Origin of the sequence: Clostridium sp. DSM 17811, from assembly GCF_018861905.1 — a bacterium.
Taxonomy (GTDB): Bacteria; Bacillota; Clostridia; order Clostridiales; family Clostridiaceae; genus Clostridium_AD; species Clostridium_AD frigoriphilum.
The window spans coordinates 22,285-37,932 of the sequence record NZ_JAHLDU010000002.1; the positions used below are offsets into that span (position 1 = coordinate 22,285).

Consider the following 15,648-nt stretch of genomic DNA (forward strand, 5'->3'; position numbering starts at 1 on the left):
ATAATGGATATAAATACTAAATTACTTAAAAAGAATGCATTTAGAATAACTAAAACAAGAGGTAAAACTGCTATAAGAATTAGGGTTCCAGGAGGGCAGATTGAAGCAAAACATTTAGAAATTTTGCAAAAGGTAGCGCAGATTTACGGAGATGGAACTCTTCATATAACTACAAGGCAAGGTTTTGAATTGCCAGGTATTGATATGGATAAGCTATCAGAGGTTAACAAAATGGTTCAACCTGTAATTGAAGGTCTTGAAATAAATCAGATATCACCTAATACTGGATACCAAGCTTCAGGTACTAGAAATGTTTCAGCATGCGTTGGAGCAAATGTCTGTCCTTTTGCAAATTATAATACTACGGAATTTGCGAAAAGGATTGAAAAAGAAATATTTCCTAATGATTATCATGTAAAGGTAGCATTAACAGGATGTCCTAATGATTGTATAAAGGCAAGAATGCAAGATTTTGGAATTATAGGAATGACGGAGCCTCAGTATGAATTTTATAGGTGCATAAGCTGCAAATCTTGCGTTAATAACTGCAAAAGAAGAGTTACTGGAGCACTTAAAATGGAGAATTTTAAAGTAGTTCGTGATCATGATAAATGTATTGGATGTGGGGAATGTATAGGAAAATGTCCAACATCAGCATGGAGTAGAAGTATAAAAAAATATTACAAACTTGTTATAATGGGTAGAACAGGAAAGAAAAAACCTAGACTTGCTCAGGATTTTATAACTTGGGTAGACGCGGAAAGTATTATTAAAATTATAAAAAATACTTATTCATATATTGAAAAATATATGGATATAGATGCCCCTGGAGGAAAAGAGCATATAGGGTACATTGTTGATAGAACAGGATATCCAGTGTTTAAGGAATGGGTTTTAAAAGGTGTTAATCTGGAAGAAAAAGCTAAGGTTGAAGAGTTTATCAATTGGTAATAAAAAGAGTATGCAGAAAAGCTTTCTGCATACTCTTTATTCTATTTAACATAAAGTTATAAAAATTTATGAATCGTCTCTTAATATATTAAGATCTTTACCTTGCATTATCTTATTCATAGTTCTTGCAGAACACATTTTACCACACATTGTGCAACTGTCAGCATTCTCTGGCATTGATTCTTTTCTATATCTTATGGCTTTTTCTGGATCTATTGCAAGTTCAAACATTCTCGTCCAATTAAGAGCTTGCCTAGCTGTACTCATTTCATTGTCCCAGTCGCGGCTACCTGGAATTTTTTTGCCTATATCACCAGCATGAGCCGCAATTTTACATGCAATAATTCCTTCACGTACATCATCGACATTCGGAAGTCTTAGATGCTCTGCTGGAGTTACATAACAAAGGAAATCAGCTCCACAGCTTGCAGCTAAAGCACCTCCTATGGCACTTGTAATATGGTCATATCCTGGTGCAATATCTGTAACTAGGGGTCCTAAAATATAAAAAGGTGCACCATGACATAATTTTTTAGCAAGTAATACATTTGCCTCGATTTCATTTATTGCCATATGACCTGGTCCTTCTATTATAACTTGTACATTTTTTTCCCAAGCTCTCAGGGTTAATTCGCCAAGTACCATTAATTCATGAATCTGACAAGCATCAGTTGCATCATTAATGCAGCCGGGTCTACATGCATCACCAAGGCTTAAAGTTAAATCATATTTTTGACATATTTCTAATATTTCATCAAAATGTTCATAAAAAGGATTTTCTTTATGGTTTAATTCCATCCAAGCATATAGGAGTGATCCTCCACGAGACACAATATGAGTTATTCTCTTGTTTCTTTTAAATACATTTGCAGTAGCTGTGTTTAAACCAGCGTGTATTGTTACAAAGTCAACTCCATCTTTTGCATGTTTTTCTACAACATCTATTAATTCTTTTGAAGTAATATCCTGTAATTCTTTATCGTAAAAACCTAAGGCATCATAAATTGGAACAGTCCCTATCATAGCAGTTGAATCTGAAATAAGTCTTTTTCTAAATTCTTCAGTTTTACCAAAGGAGCTTAAATCCATAACAGCTTCAGCTTTCATATCTATTGATAACTGTACCTTTTTCATTTCTTCATCAATATCACAGCAATCTTTTGAGATACCTAGGTTTACATTGATTTTTGTTTTTAAACCTTCCCCAACTCCCTCAGGGCTTAGTATTTTATGATTTCTATTAGAGGGAATTGCGACTACGCCTCTTGATATTTTTTCTCTTAAAACCTCTTCTGGCATATTTTCTTTTCTTGCAACTATCTTCATCTCTTTAGTTATAATACCTTTTTTTGCAGCATCCATTTGAGTTGTATACATCATTTTATAGTCTCCCTTACAGTTGTATTATTTTTGAAATAAAAAAAAGCAAGCTCATAAAGAGCTTGCAACAAAAAACATTGTAATAAACTCCCTACGTTGGAATTACCCAAATCAGGTTATGAGGGTCAGCGATAATATCTCTTTCTCAGCTCTTGGTGCGAGCTCCCCTTGTTTAATTTATTTAGTTATTATTTGCCTTAAGTATATTAGTAAAAGAACCATTTGTAAAGTCCTTTTTATTTTTCATTCAACTTAAAAATTGTATGGATACACTATTCAAACCATGTAAACATATGATATACTCGCCCTAATAAATAATTTACGTGGAGGTTTATTATGGAAAGATATGAAATAAATAAGAACTTGGCTCAGATGTTAAAGGGCGGAGTAATCATGGATGTAGTGAATGTTGAGCAGGCAATAATAGCAGAGAATGCAGGGGCCTGCGCGGTAATGGCATTAGAAAGAGTGCCTTCAGATATTAGAAAAGAAGGTGGAGTAGCTAGAATGTCTGACCCTAAAATGATTAAAGAAATAAAGGCTGCGGTAACCATTCCAGTAATGGCTAAGGGCAGAATAGGCCATTTTGTTGAAGCGCAAATTCTTCAAGAAATAGGGGTGGATTTTATAGATGAGAGCGAAGTTTTGACTCCAGCAGATGAGCAGTATCATATAAATAAGTGGGATTTCAAGGTTCCTTATGTTTGTGGAGCAAGGAATTTAGGTGAGGCACTAAGAAGAATTGGAGAAGGTGCCGCAATGATAAGGACAAAAGGTGAAGCCGGCACAGGAAATGTGGTAGAAGCTGTTAGACACATGAGATGTATAATGGATGAAATTCGCAAAGTTAAAAATGCACCCAAAGAAGAACTAATGACAATTGCTAAAGAGTTTGGGGCACCTATTAATTTAATAGAATATGTATGGAAAAATGGTAAACTTCCAGTAGTAAATTTTGCAGCAGGCGGAATAGCAACCCCAGCTGATGCAGCACTCATGATGCAACTTGGAGCAGAAGGTGTTTTTGTAGGTTCAGGAATTTTTAAAGCAGAAAATCCGGAAGCTAGGGCAAAAGCAATAGTACTTGCAACTACATATTATAATGATCCAAAAGTTGTTGCAAAAGTTTCAGAAAATCTTGGGGAAGCAATGAGTGGCCTAGAGATAAGTGAAATTAAAGAGAAGTTTGCACGAAGAGGTTGGTAAAGTTGAAAATAGGTGTTTTATCACTTCAAGGAGGTGTTATCGAGCATATAAATCATATTACGAAACTTGGTCACGTTGGGGTGGAGATTAAGAAACTTGAAGATATGGAAGGGATAAATGGAATAATACTTCCTGGTGGTGAGAGTACAACAATTGGAAAACTTTTAAGAGAGACAAAAATGTTTATACCTCTAAGGAATAAAATACTTTCAGGATTACCGGTATGGGGAACTTGTGCTGGTATGATTTTACTTGCTAAAGTTATTGAGGGTGAAATAGATGGACATCTTAAAGTTATGGATATAAAAGTAAAAAGAAATGCCTATGGAAGCCAAGTTAATAGTTTTAAAAGGGATGTGATAGTAAGTGAGATTTCAAGTGGGCCTTTGCCACTAGTTTTTATTCGTGGACCAGTAATTACAGAGGTGACAAGTAACGTTAAAATAGTATGCACAGTTGATGATAAAATTGTAGCAGCGAAACAAAATAATATGTTTGTTACAGCTTTCCATCCGGAACTTACAAATAATTTAGAGGTTCATAAATATTTCATAAATATGTGTAGATAAAATTATATATTAAGGTTTTGGATAAATAATATTCTTAAAAGTTGCAGTCGATTTCAAGTATGTTAAAATAGGTGCATTTAAATGTGACATTAATCCCATACATCTTTATTTTCAAACTTGTTTGAAAATGGTTATGTATGGGATGGTTATTTTTTGTTATTGATTATAAAGAAGGAAGTTTATGTTTTGTATAGAATATATTATAATAAGAGGAATTTAAGCAGTATGCAAAATCAGGAGGATTTTATTTATATGAAAACGAAATCATTTTACTCGAGTTTGGACAAAAAGAATCGATATATTTTAAATTGCTGTTTTTTTGTTTTTGCAGTTAACGGTCTATATAGTATGATATTAGGCTCGTTCTTACCAATAATCAGTACGGAATATGGACTAAATAATACAATGAGTGGGGTATTACTCTCTGCGCATCAAGTAGGTAACTTGATATCTGGGTTTATTGCAGGTATATTGCCACTTTATTTAGGCAGAAAAAAATCAATAATGTTTTTGTGTTGTTTTGTTATTATGGGATTTCTAATTATGATTTTAACTGGTAACCCAGTTTTATTGGTGTTAGGTTTTTTATTTACAGGGTTAAGTCGTGGGAGTATTTCTAATTTTAATAACACTGTTGTAAATGAAGTGTCAAACAGTAGTTCAGCAGCTCTAAATTTTTTACATAGTGTATTTGCTGTTGGGGCGCTAATTGCTCCATTCTTGGTTATAGTATGTACAAATATGGCTGGTGACATTGGCTGGAAAATAGCTGCGATAGTTATTATTGTTCTCGCAATTATTTCTATCTTACTTTTTTCAAGGATGGAAATAGATGATGCTGCAAAGAAAAAAGAAAAAGTAATAATATCATATGAATTTTTGAAAAGTAAGTTTTTTTGGATTAGTGCTGGAATTTTATTTTTTTATTTGTGTGCAGAAGCGACTATTAATGGTTGGTTAGTTAAATATTTTATTGATTCAAGTATAATGACTATAAAATATGCACAAATGCTTGCTTCGTTATTATGGGTAGTTATTCTTGCAGGTAGACTAACTTGTGCATATATAGGAGATAAGGTTTCTAAGAAAAAATTGCTTTTAACAACAAGTATCGGAACAGTTGCTTTTTATTTGTTATTGCTGTCTTCCCGAGACTTAACTATTATTACCATAGCGATAATGGGACTCGGGTTTTCTATGGCAGGAATATATCCAACAACAGTTTCGAGTATTGGTAACACCATTAAAGCTTATCCCATGTCAATGGGGGTGCTTCTTATGATTGGTGGTATTGGAGCTATTATAATGCCAATTATAACTGGTGCGTTATCTGATTCCTTTGGAATTTTTGCAGGAATGAGCGCCATAGTATTTGCTATTGTTTTAATGATAATTTGTGTGGTTTTAAGTGTGGTAAATAAAAATGATATTGTATAAAGTAATATAATATGTGAATAATTATGGCCTCTAAGTTGCATCATAGCAGCCTAGAGGTCATAATATTTTAAACTATTTAAATTTAAATCCTTTAACGAGAGTAGATAAATAAATTTACACTGGCAAAATTTAGTAGTATATTATATGTAAGAAACCTTATAAAATTACTGGAGTGTGAAGGTTATGTATAAACTTTTAATTGCTGATGATGAACCAAGGATTCGGAAGGGGTTAAGAAATGCCTTAAATTGGAATGAATTTAATATTGAAGTGGTTGGTGAGGCTGAAGATGGTGAAATAGCATTAATTCAAACAGAAAGATTAAAACCTGATATAATCTTTTTAGACATATGTATGCCATTTTTAAATGGTTTGGAACTTATTAGAAAATTGAATGAAAAGGACCAAAATTGTATTATTATAATAATAACAGGATATGATGAATTTGAGTATATGCATGAGGCACTGAAGCTTAAAACATTTGATTATCTTTTAAAACCAGTTCCAAAAGAAGTGCTTATAGATACAGTAAATAAAGCAATACAAGAAATAAGAAAGAATGAAGAGAAAAAAGTATATTTAGATTGGGCGGACAGAAGATTAGACGAAAATTTTGATATGTTAAAAGAAGCTTTTTTAAATAATTGGTTAAATGGAAGTTATGAATATGTGGAAATATTAAATGAGTTAAAATTTTTCAAATATAATTTCGATGTTGACATAGAAGTTGTAGTAATTAAAGTAATAGAGAGGTTAAACCATGAGGTATATTCAAAAAACTGGGATAGAGAACTATTAAATTTTGCGTTAACTAATGTTACAATTGAGTTAATGAGGAAAGTTAATCCAGAAATAACATATACTGATGAAGATAATAACATTGTTATAATTAGTAATGTTATGAATACTTACGAGTGGTTAAACATAGCAAATGAAATTGAAAACAAAATATATTATTATTTGCACTTTACTGTAATTATAGAACAAAAAAGGAGTCAAAGTGGTATCTCTGGGGTGAAAAATACGTATAATGAGATTATTGCTAGTATAAGTAAAATAGCTGCTTATAAACCTATAGTACTTTTAGCTACTAGATATATAGATACTAATTACAATGTAAACGATCTAAGCTTAGGCGATGTAGCAGAGAAATTTAATTTAAGTTCTTCTTATTTAAGCAAATTATTAAAAAAAGAAGCGGGACTTTCTTTTATTGATTATCTTACAAAGTATAGAATTAATAAATCTATTTGTATGATGGATGATCCTAAATATAAGATTTATGAAATTGCTGAAGCTGTAGGATATAGTAACCAACATTACTTTTGCAAGGCATTTAAGAAGGTTATGGGGTTTGCCCCAACAGAATACAGGGGGAGGAGTATGTGATTGATTAAACAAATTAAAGAAAAAAGTATATATTTATTTGTGTTAGTCCTTATTATTGTTAGTTCGGTAATTATTGTCAAATCAATTTGCATAAAAAAATCTGGAGGCGTGGAGTTTGTTATTGGGATGTCTCAAGCAAATTTGACAGAGCCTTGGAGAATTTCTATGAATGAGGAAATAATAGAGGCAGCAAAAAAATATAAAAATATAAAAATTGTGTATAAAGATGCTGGAGGAGATACAGATAAACAAAAAAAAGATATAAATGAACTTGTAGATGATGGTGTGGATTTATTAATTGTATCTATAAATGATTCAAATAAGTTAACACCATTAGTGAGACAAGTATATAAATCAATTCCAGTAATAGTTCTTGATAGAGCTGTTGAAGGCTATGATTATTCATTATATATTGGACCAGATAATGAAAAAATAGGTACCCAAGCAGGGGATTTTGTTATAAATTTAATTGGACAAGGTAAAGGTAAAGTTATCGAGGTTCAGGGTGTATTAGATTCTTCACCTGTTATATCGAGGAGTAATGGCTTTAGATCGGTTCTCAAAGATCATAAAAATATTGAAATATCTAACACCATAGTTTGTAATTGGCAAAGAGATGAAGCGGAAGATAAAGTTACGCAGGCTTTACAAGCAGATAAAGACGTAAATGTTATTTTTGCACATAATGACTATATGGCATTAGGGGCTTATAAAGCTGTTTACAAATTAGGGCTTAAAAACATAAAAATTATTGGGGTAGATGGTCTTACTGGGGAAAATAGTGGATTAGATTTGGTTTCTAAAGGAATTCTAAGTGGTACTTTTACTTGTAAAACTGGTGGAAGCGAAGCTGTAAATTACGCAATGGATATTTTAAATAAAAGGAGTGATATACCAAAAAAAATAATATTAAGGAGTGATAAAATTACTGTTGGAAACGTAAATCAATATTTAAATAATAAATCAAAAAATCTAGTGGATAATAAAAACATAGTGCTTGGGTATGCTCAATTGATGTCAGAGAGTAGATGGAGAGATGCAAATGCAAAATCAATTAAAAATGCAGCAAATGATGCCAGTATTAATTTAGATTTTAGAGAAGAAGGTTATACCCAAAAGGATCAGAAACAATTAATTAGAGAACTAATAAAAAAGAGAGTGGATATAATTGCATTTTCACCTTTTGTGAAGACTGGGTGGGATGATGTTTTATTTGAGGCAAAAAATGCAGGTATTCCGGTGATTTTATGTGATAGAAGTGTTGACTCAGATGATTCGCTCTGGACTTGTAATATTGGTTCAGATTTTCAGGAGGAGGGACGACGTGCTGCAAGACTATTAATAGAACACTTTAAGGATAAAGAAGCAAATATCTTCGAACTTAAAGGAAATATAGGTTCAGCTCCTGAAATTGAAAGAGAATTGGGGTTTAATGAAGTAATTAAAGACCACCATAATTATAAAATAGTAGCAGAAGGTACTGGAAACTTTAATTTTGATGAGGGAAAGGAAGTAATGAAAAAATTCCTTAACTCAAATAATCAAAAAATAAATATGGTATTCGCTCTTAATGATGATATGGCGCTTGGTGCTATTGAGGCTATAAAAGATGCTGGACTTGTTCCAGGAAAAGACATTATTGTTATTGGAATAGATGCTACTAAGCAAGCATTACTTTCTATAAAAAAAGGAGAAATGTACAGTACTGTAGAGTGCAACCCACTACTCGGCCCTCAATTAATGAAAACTGCTCAGAAAATAATGAGCGGCGAGGAAGTTCCATTGAAAATAGTAAATGCTGAGGATGTCTTTACAAAAATAAATTCAGCAAAAGAATTTAAGAATAGAAAATATTAAAATAGCTCTGCAAATGCAGAGTTATATTTTTTTTGTTCCAAATAGTGTAAAAAATAGCTGATTAGTACAAATACAGTAATATAAGATAGATATATAATGATTGTAAACGATACAATGTATTATTAGAGGGGGGTTTATTAATGAAAAACAAAAAAATTATTGCATTTTTATCTGCAGCTATTCTAGTGACTACAATGTTTGCTGGATGTGGTACGAAGGCTAAAACTGATGGGGCGAAAGCGACGCCAACTGCAACTGATACCTCGAAGAAAAAAGTTATTGGATTTGCTCAGGTTGGTGCGGAAAGTGGCTGGAGAACAGCAGAAACTGCTTCAATAAAAACGATTCCAACTTTAGATCCAACATTTGAATTAAAATTCTCAGATGGGCAACAAAAACAAGAAAATCAAATAAAAGCTATTAGATCTTTTATAGCACAAAAAGTTGATATTATTGCTTTAGATCCAGTTGTTGAAAATGGTTGGGACACAGTATTAAAAGAAGCAAAAGATGCAAAGATACCAGTAATTATAGTAGATAGAGGTGTAAAGGTTTCAGATCAATCTCTATATGCTGGATTCTTAGGATCAGACATGGAAGCAGAAGGAAAAAAAGTGGCAAAAATATTAGTAGACAAGTTTGGGAAAGCAGCAAAATTAAATATAGCTGAAATCCAAGGAACTGTTGGATCAAGTGCTATGGTTGGACGTCAAAAAGGGTTTAAGGAAGGTATTGCAGATTGCCCGAATTATAAGATCGTAAAATCACAAACTGGTGATTTCACACGTGCAAAGGGTAAAGAAGTCATGGAAGCTTTCATGAAATCAGATGGAAATAATATCAATGTTTTATTTTCACATAATGATGATATGGCTATAGGAGCAATTCAGGCCATTGAAGAAGCTGGAAAGAAACCTGGAAAAGATATATTTGTAGTAGCAGTAGATGGTATTAAAGAATACTTTCAATTTATGGTAGATGGAAAAGCAAATGCAACTGTTGAGTGTAATCCGCTACTTGGACCACAATTGTTAGATACTGCAAAATTAATTTTAGCAGGTAAACCAATAGATAGATGGGTTAAATCAAAAGAAGGTGTATTCACCGCAGCTCAAGCTACCGCAGAGTTACCAAACAGAAAATATTAATTTGTAAATTTTAATATAAGAGCAGGAATGTTATACAGTATCCTGCTCTTATATTATAAATAGATCTTTCTATATCCATTTTAAAAGGAGGGAAAAAAAGGATGGAAGATAACAATGTAGTTTTGAAAATGGAAAATATATGTAAGACATTTCCTGGTGTAAACGCTTTATCATCTGTAAATTTTCAACTTGCAAAAGGTGAAATCCATACTCTTATGGGAGAAAATGGAGCAGGAAAGTCAACACTAATAAAAGTACTTACTGGTGTGTATAAAATAGATAAAGGGAAAATAACATTAAATGGAGAAGAAATTTTTATTTCTTCTACTAGGGATGCACAAGAACATGGCATAAGTACAGTGTATCAAGAAGTTAATTTGTGTTTCAATCTTACTGTAGCTGAAAATATTTATATTGGCCGTGAACCTATGAAGAATAAGAGTATTAATTGGAATGAGATGAATAAAAATGCTACAAAACTATTAGAGGAAAGATTGAATTTAAAAATTGATGTCAAAAAAACATTATCTACTTATTCTGTTGCTATACAACAAATGGTTGCAATTGCACGTGCGGTGGATATTTCAAGGGGTATATTGATATTAGATGAACCAACATCAAGTTTAGATGCAAATGAAGCAAAACAATTGTTTGTTGTAATGAAAAAATTGAAATCAGAAGGAATGTCAATCTTATTTGTAACTCATTTCCTAGATCAAGTTTATGAAATCTCAGATAGAATTACAGTACTTCGAAATGGAGAATTTGTTGGAACTTATGAGGCTAAAAATCTTACTCGTATTGATTTGATTTCTAAGATGATTGGAAAAGATATTGGTGAAGTAGAAAAGTTAAATAGCACTTTTAAAAACACTACTAGAAAACTTAGTGGAGAGAAATTAATCGAAACACATCAATTTGGGAAAAAGGGTACAATTGAACCCTTTGATATAGATATTAGAAAAGGAGAAGTGCTTGGACTAGCTGGCCTTCTAGGATCAGGGAGAAGCGAAATTGCAAGGCTGATTTTTGGTATAGATAAATCAGATCATGGTACCATTGAGATTAAAAAAAAGAAATACTCTTATATTTATCCTAAAAAAGCAATTTTAGATGGTTTTGGTTTCTGCCCTGAAGATAGAAAGGTAGAAGGTATTGTTGGACAATTAACTATTAGGGAAAACATAATACTAGCTATTCAGTCTAGACGTGGGATAATTAAATATTTGTCAATTAAAAAGCAGCAGGAAATAGCTAAAAAGTATATAGATTTATTATCTATTAAAACACCTAGTATGGAACAAAGAATTGATAATTTAAGTGGTGGAAATCAGCAAAAAGTAATATTAGCAAGGTGGCTTGCTACAGATCCCCAGCTTTTGATTTTGGATGAACCTACAAGAGGCATAGATGTAGGTGCAAAATATGAAATTGAAAAACTTATTGCGAGACTTGCGAGTGAGGGGGTAACTATTTTATTTATTTCCTCAGAACTTCAGGAAATAGTAAGAAGTTGTGATAGAGTGCTTGTGCTCAGAGATAGAAAAATCATTAAAGAATTAATTGGAGAAGATATACAAGAAGAGAATATTATGCAAGCAATTGCAGGGAGAGGGTAAAAACAATGCACAAAATTAAAGATATATTTAAAAAGTTTTATGCAATGCAGATCTTTTGGCCAGTAGCATCTTTAATTGTATTAATATTTTTAAATTTTGTAATTAGACCTGGCTTCGTAAGCATTAATATTAGGGATGGTCATTTATATGGAAATCTAATTGACATAATTAACCATGCAGCTCCACTTATTCTTATATCCATTGGAATGACCATTGTTATTGCCACGCAAGGGATAGATATTTCTGTGGGATCTATCATCGCTATTAGTGCTTCTATTTCAGCATCTGTTATTGTTATGAGTGGTAATGTACCTCTTGCTATACTTGCGGGTATATTTGTTGGACTTATTTGCGGTATGTGGAATGGAATGCTAGTAGCGTACATAGGAGTACAACCCATGGTCGCTACTTTGATTTTGTATATAGTTGGTAGAGGTATCGCACAGTTAGTAACAGGTGGACAAATATTAACATTTACAAATAAAACTTTTATTTTTATAGGTACTGGTTATTGGGTTATACCTTTTGCAGTATATATAACAGTTTTAGTTGTAGGGATTGTATTTTATTTAATGCGAAAGACTGCTCTTGGATTATTTGTTGAATCTATAGGAGTGAATAACAGTGCCAGCAAATTTGCAGGTATTAATTCTAAAAGAGTCATCTTTTCTCTATATGTAATTTGCGGTATTTTGTCTGGAATTGCTGGAATTATTATATGTTCAAATATAAAATGTGCAGATGCAAACAATGCAGGGTTGTGGCTTGAATTGGATGCTATTCTTGCAACAGTTATTGGAGGAACCTCGATGGCAGGGGGAAGGTTTTATATAGGTGGAACTGTTATAGGTGCATTATTTATCCAAACATTAACAACTACAATTTATAGTATGGGAGTACCACCAGAAGTTACCTTAGTTGTAAAGGCTGTTGTCGTAATTGTGGTGTGCTTAATTCAAACTACAGAGTTTAGGAAAATGTTTAACGGAAGATTGTTTCATAGTAAAAATAATCTGAAAGCAAAGAAGGTGGAAAGAATATGAAACAAGTTAAGATTAGAAAAGAAAACTTTAAGTTAAACCCTGCGTATATTTCTATTTATGCTACTATAACTCTATTCATAATTATGTTTTTAACTGGTTCTGTGTTATATGATGGTTTTTTCTCAGCACAGGTATTATCAAATCTATTTATTGATAATGCGTATTTAATTGTTATATCCATTGGAGAAACATTCGCAATACTCACAGGTGGAATTGATCTTTCTGTGGGTGCTATGATCGCTTTCACAAGTATGATCTGTGCAGACCTACTAAGAAAAGGTGTGAATCCATTTATTGTTATGATTTTTGTTCTGGTAATAGGTGCTGTTTTTGGTACAGTTCAAGGATATTTAATTCAAAAATTCAAACTTCATCCTTGGATTGTAACACTAGCAGGTATGTTTTTTGCTAGAGGTTCAAGCTACCTTATTAGTATAGATACGATAACTATAACTAATCCAGTTTTTACTAAGATTGCTGCTTTTAGAATACCTGTTTTACCAGGAGCGTTTATCTCTATTAATGTAATAATAGGTTTACTTACAGTAGCAGTAGCAGCATATATACTTAAATATACAAAATTTGGTAGGACTGTTTATGCAATTGGTGGAAGTGAAAATTCTGCAATGCTTATGGGACTTCCAGTTGCAAAAACTAAAATTTTGGTATACACCCTATCTGGATTTTGCTCTTCATTAGGAGGATTGTTATTCACAATATATACGCTTTCAGGTTATGGGCTACATTGTAATGGGACTGAAATGGATGCCATAGCAGCTTGTGTAATAGGGGGCATACTATTAACAGGAGGATCTGGATACCCAATAGGGCCAATGTTTGGTGTGCTAACTACTGGAATTATTCAAAGTTTAATCATGTTCGATGGAACCTTGAACTCATGGTGGACAAAAATTGTAGTTGGATTACTGTTATTTATCTTTATTGTTCTTCAAAGGGTAATTGTAATAAGTAACGAAAAGAAAAAGACAGTAGCAATAGCATTAAAAGTTTAGATGTGATTAATACCAAAAGAAGTATTTAAAATTTATTTTTAGATACTTCTTTTTCATGTCGCGTCTTAAGAGTAAGGTAGGGTTAACACAGAATGATTTTAATTCAAAAATTGCTATCTATGTAATTATTGTATAAACTGTAATTTTTGGTTATGATGGTAATGAAACTAATAGGAGGAGAGAAAATGAATAAATTTATGAAAAATTTCCTTGATAGAAGTATAAAATATAAATTGTCTTTTTATTTCTCCCTAGTAATTTTAATACCGATAGTTACGATTTCGATTTTGGGGAATTTGTTATATAAAAATTCAATTACTAATCAACAAAATGAAAATATAAGGCAAATGGTAAGTCAAATAAGTAATAATATTGATTTTTATATAAAAGATACAGAAAATATAATTAATTATTTATCTGAGGATCCAAGAATTCTAAGCTTTCTGGGCAACAATACTAACAGTAGTATAATCAAAAAAGATATTGAGAGTATTCGGGTGGAGGAAACATCTAAGGCTATAAATAGTTTCACTACATTTCATTCAGAGATAGCAGGGATAATGATAGTTAAACAAGATGATACATTTGTAAGTGATGTTATGGGCAGGATTTCAAGAGATGCACTTACAAAAGAAAAATGGTACGTGGATGCATCGAAAAACCCCATTACTATGCATCTTTTTAGTAAACCTGTAGGTAGAAATATTAATAATGTTTTTCAATACAGTGCTGATGATGTGGTATCGATGTCAAAGGCCGTAGTTGATAAGAAAACAGGTAAATGTATTGGAGTAATTCTCATAGACATGAAACTAGATATTATAAAAAGTGTAATAGAACATGCTAAACCTGCAAAAAATGGATTTGTATACATTGTAGATAATAATGGTGAAATAGTATATTCACCAGTTAATAAAATAGTATATAGAATAAAAAGTGAGTGGACTGATAACTCAAGCGGTGAAATCTTAATTAAGAGAATTAAGGAAAATGATTATAAAATAATTCATGGGAACTCAACCTATACAGGGTGGAAAACTGTTGAAGTATTTCCTCTAAATGAAAGTCTAAGGGTCATAGATTCTTTAGTATATTACTCTATAATAATTGCTATAATTACTTTGATCATTGCGGAAATATTGGCAACATTTTTTACAAAGTCTATAGTAAGGCCTATTTCAAAACTTAAGAGGCTTATGAAAAAGACTGAAGAAGGAAATTTCAATGTGTTTTTTAATAGTAAATACGATGATGAGATCGGTGAACTTGGAAATGCATTTAATAATATGGTTAGAGAAATCAAAAATTTAATTATGTTAGTAGAAACGGAAGGTAAAAAGAAGAGAAAAGCTGAAATAAGTATATTACATGCTCAAATAAAACCACACTTTATATATAACACGTTAGATACAATTCAATGGATGGCGCAAGAACATGATGCACAAGATATAGTTGATATAACTTATAATTTAACTAATCTTTTAAGAATTGGATTAAGTGCTGGGGAGGAGAACATTAAAATATCTCAAGAAATTAAACATGTGGAAAGTTATTTATTAATTCAAAAAATTAGGTATGAGGATAAGCTTAATTACGAAATTAACATGCAGAAGGAAATATTAAATTTAAGTGTAATAAAATTAATATTACAGCCAATTGTAGAAAATGCAATTTATCATGGTATTAAGGAAAAAAGAGGTAGCGGTCATATTAAAATAAGTGGCATGATTAAAAATGAAAAAATTTGTTTTATAATTCAGGATAATGGTATAGGCATAGCGGATGAAAAATTAATGAAGATAAATGAAATGTTAAAAGGTAAAACAACCTCAAACGATGTAATTGGATATGGTATTTTCAATGTAAATGAAAAAATAAAATTGACATATGGTGAAGAGTTTGGATTGGAATATCATAGTACTTATGGAGAAAGTACTACAGTTGTATTGTGGCATCCAATTATAAAGAATTAATTGATATATGACAATACAATTTTTATATTTGAGTCTATATTCCATTTTTATTTTCTGAAATCT

12 protein-coding genes and 1 riboswitch are annotated in these 15,648 nt (G+C 31.6%); of the genes, 11 read left to right on the plus strand and 1 reads right to left on the minus strand.

From position 1 onward, the window contains the following. The first annotated feature begins 3 nt into the window (after positions 1-3). Entirely contained in the window at positions 4-951 is a 948-nt protein-coding gene (asrC, locus tag KPL44_RS02755; protein WP_216247171.1) for a sulfite reductase subunit C, read from the plus strand. 66 nt (positions 952-1,017) lie between these two features. On the opposite strand, the gene thiC is transcribed toward asrC, so the two are convergent. After that, a complete protein-coding gene (thiC, locus tag KPL44_RS02760; RefSeq protein WP_216247174.1) occupies positions 1,018-2,331 on the minus strand; it encodes a phosphomethylpyrimidine synthase ThiC in 1,314 nt (437 codons plus the stop codon). Positions 2,332-2,403: 72 nt separating this feature from the next. Further along, positions 2,404-2,510, minus strand: a riboswitch (TPP riboswitch). Between the two features lie 157 nt (positions 2,511-2,667). On the opposite strand from thiC, the gene pdxS reads away from it, so the two are divergent. The 10 genes from pdxS to KPL44_RS02810 all read left to right on the plus strand — a co-directional run bounded on the left by pdxS (position 2,668) and on the right by KPL44_RS02810 (position 15,585). Next, positions 2,668-3,537 carry a pyridoxal 5'-phosphate synthase lyase subunit PdxS gene (gene pdxS, locus KPL44_RS02765; RefSeq protein WP_216247175.1) on the plus strand — a complete coding sequence of 290 codons (870 nt, stop codon included), beginning with the start codon at positions 2,668-2,670 and terminating at the stop codon, positions 3,535-3,537. Positions 3,538-3,539: 2 nt separating this feature from the next. Continuing rightward, a complete protein-coding gene (gene pdxT, locus KPL44_RS02770; RefSeq protein WP_216247177.1) occupies positions 3,540-4,106 on the plus strand; it encodes a pyridoxal 5'-phosphate synthase glutaminase subunit PdxT in 567 nt (188 codons plus the stop codon). Positions 4,107-4,358: 252 nt separating this feature from the next. Next, positions 4,359-5,543, plus strand: coding sequence for an MFS transporter (locus KPL44_RS02775; protein ID WP_216247179.1), 1,185 nt, complete (start codon positions 4,359-4,361; stop codon positions 5,541-5,543). A 183-nt stretch (positions 5,544-5,726) separates the two neighbouring features. Then, positions 5,727-6,932: a response regulator transcription factor gene (locus KPL44_RS02780; RefSeq protein WP_216247181.1), complete on the plus strand. Its 1,206-nt coding sequence runs from the start codon at positions 5,727-5,729 to the stop codon at positions 6,930-6,932. After that, a complete protein-coding gene (locus tag KPL44_RS02785) occupies positions 6,933-8,789 on the plus strand; it encodes a substrate-binding domain-containing protein (RefSeq protein WP_253201597.1) in 1,857 nt (618 codons plus the stop codon). It abuts the gene before it with no gap. A gap of 140 nt (positions 8,790-8,929) precedes the next feature. After that, positions 8,930-9,937 carry an ABC transporter substrate-binding protein gene (locus tag KPL44_RS02790; RefSeq protein WP_216247183.1) on the plus strand — a complete coding sequence of 336 codons (1,008 nt, stop codon included), beginning with the start codon at positions 8,930-8,932 and terminating at the stop codon, positions 9,935-9,937. A 101-nt stretch (positions 9,938-10,038) separates the two neighbouring features. Next, complete coding sequence (locus KPL44_RS02795; protein ID WP_216247184.1) at positions 10,039-11,556, plus strand: sugar ABC transporter ATP-binding protein; 1,518 nt, start codon at positions 10,039-10,041, stop codon at positions 11,554-11,556. Positions 11,557-11,561: 5 nt separating this feature from the next. After that, positions 11,562-12,599 (plus strand): ABC transporter permease, encoded by a 1,038-nt coding sequence (locus KPL44_RS02800; protein WP_216247186.1) that lies wholly within the window; start codon positions 11,562-11,564, stop codon positions 12,597-12,599. Continuing rightward, the gene (yjfF, locus tag KPL44_RS02805; protein ID WP_216247188.1) at positions 12,596-13,612 is read left to right on the plus strand and encodes a galactofuranose ABC transporter, permease protein YjfF; all 1,017 of its coding nucleotides are present in this window, start codon (positions 12,596-12,598) and stop codon (positions 13,610-13,612) included. Before KPL44_RS02800 ends, yjfF begins: the two co-directional genes overlap by 4 nt. A gap of 185 nt (positions 13,613-13,797) precedes the next feature. Then, on the plus strand, positions 13,798-15,585 hold the full coding sequence (locus KPL44_RS02810) for a cache domain-containing sensor histidine kinase (protein WP_216247191.1): 1,788 nt from the start codon (positions 13,798-13,800) through the stop codon (positions 15,583-15,585). Positions 15,586-15,648 lie beyond the last annotated feature (63 nt).